9 protein-coding genes are annotated in these 7,423 nt (G+C 60.1%); 2 read left to right on the top strand and 7 right to left on the bottom strand.

From position 1 onward, the window contains the following. From ispG to AC33YF_RS12025, 7 genes are all read right to left on the bottom strand, one after another. Positions 1-1,169 (bottom strand): flavodoxin-dependent (E)-4-hydroxy-3-methylbut-2-enyl-diphosphate synthase (gene ispG, locus AC33YF_RS12055; protein WP_491777453.1); only part of this gene is annotated, 1,169 nt, incomplete at its 3' end. A gap of 89 nt (positions 1,170-1,258) precedes the next feature. Next, positions 1,259-1,615 carry a VanZ family protein gene (locus AC33YF_RS12050; RefSeq protein WP_491777452.1) on the bottom strand — a complete coding sequence of 119 codons (357 nt, stop codon included), beginning with the start codon at positions 1,613-1,615 and terminating at the stop codon, positions 1,259-1,261. 32 nt (positions 1,616-1,647) lie between these two features. Next, complete coding sequence (locus tag AC33YF_RS12045; protein ID WP_491777451.1) at positions 1,648-2,898, bottom strand: GTP-binding protein; 1,251 nt, start codon at positions 2,896-2,898, stop codon at positions 1,648-1,650. A gap of 120 nt (positions 2,899-3,018) precedes the next feature. Next, positions 3,019-4,011, bottom strand: coding sequence for a metal ABC transporter substrate-binding protein (locus AC33YF_RS12040; protein WP_491777450.1), 993 nt, complete (start codon positions 4,009-4,011; stop codon positions 3,019-3,021). Positions 4,012-4,046: 35 nt separating this feature from the next. Further along, on the bottom strand, positions 4,047-4,913 hold the full coding sequence (locus AC33YF_RS12035) for a metal ABC transporter permease (protein WP_491777449.1): 867 nt from the start codon (positions 4,911-4,913) through the stop codon (positions 4,047-4,049). Continuing rightward, positions 4,910-5,674, bottom strand: coding sequence for a metal ABC transporter ATP-binding protein (locus tag AC33YF_RS12030; protein ID WP_491777448.1), 765 nt, complete (start codon positions 5,672-5,674; stop codon positions 4,910-4,912). Before AC33YF_RS12030 ends, AC33YF_RS12035 begins: the two co-directional genes overlap by 4 nt. A gap of 196 nt (positions 5,675-5,870) precedes the next feature. Beyond that, positions 5,871-6,197, bottom strand: a complete 327-nt coding sequence (locus AC33YF_RS12025; RefSeq protein ID WP_491777447.1) for a Fur family transcriptional regulator — start codon at positions 6,195-6,197, stop codon at positions 5,871-5,873. Between the two features lie 204 nt (positions 6,198-6,401). On the opposite strand from AC33YF_RS12025, the gene AC33YF_RS12020 reads away from it, so the two are divergent. Both AC33YF_RS12020 and AC33YF_RS12015 read left to right on the top strand, forming a co-directional pair. Further along, a complete protein-coding gene (locus tag AC33YF_RS12020; RefSeq protein WP_491777454.1) occupies positions 6,402-6,920 on the top strand; it encodes an O-acetyl-ADP-ribose deacetylase in 519 nt (172 codons plus the stop codon). Then, the coding region (locus AC33YF_RS12015; RefSeq protein ID WP_491777446.1) for a deoxyribodipyrimidine photo-lyase at positions 6,920-7,423 on the top strand (504 nt) is incomplete at its 3' end. The genes AC33YF_RS12020 and AC33YF_RS12015, both read left to right, overlap by 1 nt.

Genomic DNA, 7,423 nt, shown 5'->3' with positions numbered 1-7,423 from the left:
TCGGCAGCGGCGCCTGGACCGCGCAAGGTGGTGACCTTCTTGCCCTCGATGAAGACGGGCGCGGCAGGCGCCTCGCCTGTTCCTGGCAGCGAGATACCGATATCGGCATGCTTCGACTCGCCCGGTCCATTGACGATGCATCCCATCACCGCAACGTTGAGATTCTCGACACCGGGATAGCGGCGCTTCCACTCGGGCATCTGATCGCGGATGAAGCCTTGGATGTCCTGCGCCAACTCTTGGAACGTGGTTGAGGTGGTGCGCCCGCATCCTGGACACGCTGCGACCAACGGCACGAACGCGCGGAAGCCCATGCTCTGCAAGAGCTCCTGGGCGACCTTAACCTCCAATGATCGATCGCCACCCGGCTCGGGCGTAAGCGAAATGCGGATCGTGTCGCCGATACCCTGCTGCAACAGAACGGACATGGCGGCCGAGGAGGCCACGATGCCTTTCGACCCCATTCCGGCTTCCGTCAGCCCAAGATGCAGAGCAAGGTCGGTTCTCTCCGACAGCATGCGGTAGACCTCAATAAGATCTTGGACAGCGGAGACTTTGGCCGAGAGCACAATCTTTTCGGGGCCCATACCGAGTTCCTGCGCGCGGTCGGCCGACAGCAATGCGGACTGAACCATGGCTTCATGCATGACCTCGCGCGCATCCTTCGGCGATGCGCTCGCGGCATTCTCATCCATGAGCCGCGTGAGTAGATCCTGATCGAGACTTCCCCAATTCACGCCGATGCGAACCGGCTTGTCGTGCTTCAGAGCAATGTCGATGATTTGAGAGAACTGCTTGTCGCGCTTGTCCTTGAAGCCGACATTGCCCGGATTGATGCGGTACTTCGCAAGGGACTCTGCGCATTCTGGGTAGGCTGCCAGCAGCGTGTGACCGTTGTAGTGGAAGTCACCGATGAGCGGCACATCGACACCAAGCTTATCGAGCTGAGCGCGAATGAGCGGGACGGCCGCCGCGGCTTCCTCACGATCCACGGTGATCCGGACGAGTTCCGACCCCGCCCGTGCAAGCGCGGCGACTTGGGCGACGGTCTGGCCGACATCGGCGGTATCCGTGTTGGTCATCGACTGAACCACGATCGGGGCATCCCCGCCCATGATCACATTGCCGATCCTGACCGACACAGTTTTTTTGCGCTCAATGATCGTCACCGGGGCATCCTCAAGCAGAAAAACAATCAGGATAAGGATACATCACATTTGCGGTTCCCGCGCTAGACCAGGGCACTTTGCCGACTCGCTCAAGTTCTTTGGCGATGTCGCCGCCAGGTCAGAATACCGTCCACCAAGAGAGCTGCCGACGCCACACTGGCCGCAGAAACCAGCGCGGTGGCGATGTCGGGCGTTCTATCTGGCGTCAGTGCCTGCGCCGCCTCAATACCCACAGCGAAGGGCAGCAAGACCGCGGCCACGCGCATCGGCTGAGGATAGGCGACGCAGGCGAGCACCGTTACGGCGAAAAACACCAAGAAATGCTCCAGCAGCCAATGCAATCCCAGCCTGATCTGCAAGTTTGCGGGGCCGAGCGCAGCATAAGCGATTGCTGCGCCGAACAGCGCGAGCCCCACCAAAATCCAACGCCGAAAACCATCAGCCATGGGCCCTTATTACACGGGTCCCGAGCTTTGTTCTAAGCCCTCCACGCTGGGAACGGATCAGGGAGGGACTGCCATTCCTCGTCGTTGATGCCCACCTTTCGCGGATTCTTCATGAGGCAGTCGTTAAGCGCGCTGGTGATGGCCTCCCGGTCCATGGCGATCGTGCCGATGAAGACCAGCTCTTGGCGCCGATCGCCCCAAGTGTCGTCCCAGCGCCTCATGACCTCCTTGACGGCATCGTTGTCATCGGGCCAGCGCGACCGCGGCACTGCGGCCCACCAGTAGCCGATGCCTTCGTGCCGGACGAGCGCACCGGCCTGACTCAACTCGCCGACCCATTGCGGCCGCGAGGCCAGCCAGAAAAAGCCCTTCGCTCGGATCACGTTTGGCCAGCTCTGGTTGAAGAATGCGTGGAGCAGCTTTGGATCGAACGGCGCCCGTGCCCGGTATGTGAAGCTCGTGATCCCATACTCCTCGGTTTCGGGCGTATGGTCCTTGAACCCGTTCAACTCTTCGAACCAGGTTGGGTGAGTCTGTGCAGCTCCGAAGTCGAAGAGACCGGTATCGAGAATCTCATCGAGCGGGACCTTCCCCTCGCTGGTCTCGATTATCTTTGCGCCGCTATTCAAGGATCGGATGATCGCACGCGCGGCCGCGACCTGTTCCGGCGTCGCGATATCGAGCTTGTTAAGCACAATCACGTCGGCGAACTCGATCTGGTCAACGAGCAACGAAACGAGCGGGCGCACATCCGTCTCGTCTGCGCCTAGCCCGCGATCGGTCAAAAACTCTTGGGACTGATAGTCACCGACGATGCCAGCCGCATCGACCACGGTCACCATCGCATCGAGCCGCGTGACGTCCGACAGGCTAGTGCCTTCCTCGTCCCGGAAGTCGAACGTCGTGGCGACCGGCAGCGGTTCTGAAATGCCCGAGGATTCGATCAGCAGGTAGTCGAAGCGCCCCTCGTCGGCGAGCCGCCGAACCTCGAGCAAGAGGTCTTCCCGGAGCGTACAGCAGATGCAGCCGTTCGACATTTCCACAAGGGCTTCGTCCGTGCGCGACAGGTCTGCGCCGCCTTTTCTCACAAGCTCCGCGTCAACGTTGACTTCGCTCATGTCGTTTACGATGACCGCTACTTTGCGACCCTCGCGGTTGGAGAGCACACGATTAAGCAAGGTCGTTTTTCCGGCGCCGAGAAACCCGGAAAGGACGGTGACGGGAAGGCGCTTGTCCTTACCCGGCGTGGCACTTTGAAGGTGGTCCATGAGTTGTTTGTCCATATCAAACCCAACCTTATATTATAACATTATTCATCGAGGCGCAGGAGTGCCCAGAGAGCCACCGGCGGAAGAGAATGCGGGGCGGCGCGATCAGCCGCCCCGCAAAGCCCGTTTGCTACTTTAGGAGGAAAGCGCCGTAGTCAGCGTCTTCGCGTTGTACTTGAACATGTCGATATAGGTTGGTGCCGGCCCGTCTGCTTCGGAGAGCGCATCCGAGTAGAGCGTCCCGCCGATCTGAGCGCCCGATTCTTTCGCGATCTGCTCCAGCATTCTTGCGTTGGCGACGTTCTCTAGAAACACCGCCGGAATCTTGTCCTTCCGGATCTGACGAATAATTTTCGCAACGTCTTTAGCCGACGGCTCACTCGCCGTGCTTACACCCTTTGGCGCAAGAATTTCCAGCCCGTAAGCATCACCAAAATAGCCAAAGGCGTCATGGCTCATGATGATCTTACGGTGGGTCTCAGGCAGGGCTGCGAGCGCGGTCTTAACGGCGGCGTCTTCTTTCCTGAGCGCTGCTAAATATTCTTTCGCATTTGCCTTGTACACCGCTTCGCCCTCGGGGTCCGCGGCGATCAGCCCGTCGCGAATATTCGCCACGTAGATCGCGCCATTCGCAAGGCTCTGCCATGCGTGGGGATCCGTAGCGCCGTGACGGTGATGGTGACCTCCGGCATGCTTGTCGCGATCGTGATTGTTATGACCGTGGTCGTCATTAGCGTGTTCTTCCGGAACGGTGTCATGAAGGTGCTCATCTTCCTCTTCAACCGTCAGAGCCTTCACTCCTTTCGTCGCGACGACGGTGCTACCATCGAAGCCGGAAGATGTTTCCAGCCGCTCCATCCAGCCTTCAAAGCCGAGACCATTAACGAAAAAGATGTCTGCCCTCGCGAGCTTCTTGGCATCAGCTGGCGTTGGGTTGAACTCGTGCGCATCGCCGTTCGGGCCGACGAGCTCCGTGACCTCGACGCGCTCTCCGCCAACGTTCCGCACCATATCGGCAAGAATGCTGAATGAGGCGACCGCCTTCACCTTGTCAGCGGCCTCCGCATGAGTGGAAACGCCGAAAGCAAAAGCGGCGGCAGCGAGAACAGGCATCAATCTGATACGCATAGTCTGTTTACTCCGTATCGCAATGGATGGAAGAGTCACGCTTCAAGGTGTCTGCGCGGTATCAGCCCCCAGAGTGCGCCGCCCCGCACACCCGCGAGCATCGAGAAAAGGTAGAACACACCGCAAGCCAGAATCACTGTCGGGCCTGTCGGAACGCTGTAGTGATAAGAGACAAGCAGCCCGGCCACGCTTGAGATGAACGCGACAGCGACGGCAAGCATGATCATGCCCCCTGCACTGTTGACCCAGAAACGCGAGCTCACTGCGGGAAGCAACATAATGCCGACCGCCATCAACGTGCCAAGCGCTTGGAAGCCAGCCACAAGGTTGAGCACGACCAACACAAGGAAGATGAGATGCGTCGGCGAACTCCACCGGCTGACGGACCGCAGGAAATGAGGGTCGAAGCACTCCAGGACCAAGGGACGATAGATCACCGCCAGTGTGGTCAGCGAGACGGTCGCAATACTAGCCACGAGCAGCAATGCAGTATCGTCGACCGCCAAAACCGAACCGAACAGCACATGGAGTAGATCCACGTTGGTGCCGTGCACAGACACCATGAAAACACCGAGAGCCAACGCGAGAAGGTAAAACCCTGCAAGGCTGGCATCTTCTCGGATAATCTGAGAGCGCGCGACCAGACCCGCGGCCACAGCGACCGCAAGCCCAGCGGCGAAGCCGCCAAGACTCATGGCGAATAGAGAGAGCCCCGCAAGCAAATAGCCAATGGCGGCGCCGGGTAGGATCGCGTGGCCCATGGCATCGCCCATCAGACTCATTCGGCGCAGCACCAGAAAGACCCCGATCGGCGGCGCAGTCATAGAGATTGCAAGAGATCCCACGAGCGCGCGGCGCATGAAGGCAAACTCGGCAAACGGTTCGAGAAGCGTATCGATCATGCGGTCTCGCGCGCCTCGTCGTGCTCGCAAACCGCCGCTTGCTCGTCATAGCCTTCGTGGAACCGACGGGATAGCTCCAGATTGACGGGCGTCAGCACGTCGGGCGTCCGCCCCCACGCCAGCACCTTACGCGCTAATAGCAATGTCTCGGGAAAGTATCGGCGCACGACGTCGATGTCGTGTAGGACGGCGACAATCGTGCGACCCTCCGCATGCCAACGCTCGATCAGCCCGATGAGGTCGGTAATCGTCCTCGCATCGACGGCCCGGAACGGCTCGTCGAGGAGAATGATCTTGGCATCCTGTAAAAGCAGCCGCGCGAATAGGACGCGCTGGAACTGTCCGCCCGAAAGGGCCCCGACGGCGCGTCCCGCAAGCTCCGTCAAGTGGACGGCATCAAGCGCGGCGGCGACACGTTCAATGCAGCCAAGGTCAAGCCCTCCAGAAGCACCGATTTCGTGCCAAAGACCCATGGCGACACAGTCAAACACCGAAATGGGGAAGCTACGGTCGATGTCGACAACTTGGGGCAGATAGGCGATTTCGCGCTTACCATGCCCGTGGAAGTTAATGCGGCCACTGAGCGGTCTCAACTCCCCAACCATCGCTTTGAGCAGTGTCGACTTTCCGGCGCCATTCGATCCAACAATGGCGAGAAGCGCACCCTGATGCACGTCGCCCGAAATATGGTGAACCGCCGGATGCCGGTCGTAACCGAGCGTCAGATTTTCAAAGCTGATTGCAGGAGACAACGTCTTCAAGAGACTCTCCTCACTGCACCGCCCACAAGACCGCTAACCAGAGCACAACTAGTGCCGCCGCAACCAGCAAAAGGCGCTGGATCGTTGATGCGCGAAATAGCGAGAAACCTGAGGGGCGCACGTGGACGCGCACGCTCCGTTTCGGCTGCAGCGAACCATCAAGCAGCACGGCCTGATCCTCTCCCTAGCGCGTTCTCTAGGACACCGCGGGCCGGCAGGCCTCACACAATCCAGAGATTTCCAGCGTGACTTGCTCGGGCGCGATCTCGGCCGGCGCGAAACCCAAAAGCCGCGATTGTTCCTTACTGTCGAGGTGTATCTCTACGACCTTGTCGCACGCCCTGCAAATGGCGAAGGCGAAGCGCCCGTCGCATCCGCCGTGACCGCAAGCGATGAAGGCGGAACGCGACTCGAGCCGGTGCACCATGCCCTTTCTCATGAGATCGTTGAGGGCGCGGTAGACCGTGGGGGGATGCGAAATGCCGACGTTCCGCACATTGTCGAGAATAGCGTAAGCGCTCATCGGCTCGCCCGCCTCGCGCAGACACCCCAAAACCTTGCGCTGGTTTGGTGAAAGCTTAGTTGCCGAACTGCTGCCCGGGTGATGATGAGCCTTACTCATACTTGTGATATAACATAACGCCATCTACACGGGTCAAGTTGAAATGACGCGGGAGCTAGCGCGTTGAGGCTTGATCCCGCGACGCTCGCTGCCATCTATGAGCCGATGGAAGACCCTATCGATATAATCAACGCAGACATTACCACGCTGGATGTTGACGTCGTCGTCAATGCAGCGAATGAGGCGCTATCCCCTGGCGGCGGGGTGTGCGGCGCGATCCACCGCGCGGCCGGACCAGAACTCGCCACAGCCTGCGCAGCATTGGGCGGCTGTCGGACAGGCGAATCGAAACTCACGCCAGGCTTCGACCTTCCGGCCAAATACGTGATCCACTCGGTCGGCCCCGTTTGGGGAGGCGGGGAGCGCGATGAGGGCAACCAGCTTGCGAACTGCTACCGAAGCGCCTTGCACCTTGCCGCGCAGAAAGGTCTCTCCTCGATTGCCTTCCCTGCCATTTCGACCGGCATCTACGGTTTCCCGCCCGACCGGGCCGCACTCATTGCTCTGAGGACCGTCCGCGAGACGTTGCCCGACGTCCCAGACATGACGCGGGTCGTGTTCTGCTGCTTCGGAGACGACTCACGCGCGCTTCACGAGGCCGCCTTGGAGGCCACGAAGAACTGATGGGCAAAGCAACGAAAAGGCCTGCGATCGTCTGGTTCCGGAAGGAACTGCGGCTTGCCGACCATGAGGCGCTAGCCACCGCGGCGCGATCCGGCGCTCCGGTGTTGCCGCTCTATATTCACGACTGCGATACGCCAGGCACGCTGCCCGCTGGCGGCGCATCCTGTTGGTGGCTGCATCAGAGCCTCAAGGCGCTGGATGCTTCGCTAAAAGAGCTTGGCGGCGCGCTGATTCTGCGTGAGGGCCCGACACGTGACGTCTTTGAGAGAATCATTGGTGAGACGGGCGCCACTGCGGTTCATGCCACACAGAGCTTTGAACCCTTCGGCACACGTTCCGAGAATGACATCGCCGCACAATGTCAGGAGCACGGTGTCGCGTTTCACATTCATTCTGGTCGACTGCTTTACGCACCCAAAGACATTGTCACGAAGGACGGACGCCCCTACCGCGTGTTCACGCCCTTCTGGAAGGCCTGCCTTACACGACCCGCACCGCGGGCC

It is taken from the genome of Methyloceanibacter sp. (assembly GCF_058506495.1).
Note: the sequence above shows the minus strand (reverse complement) of the source record. Positions and strands in the feature narration are given on the sequence as shown.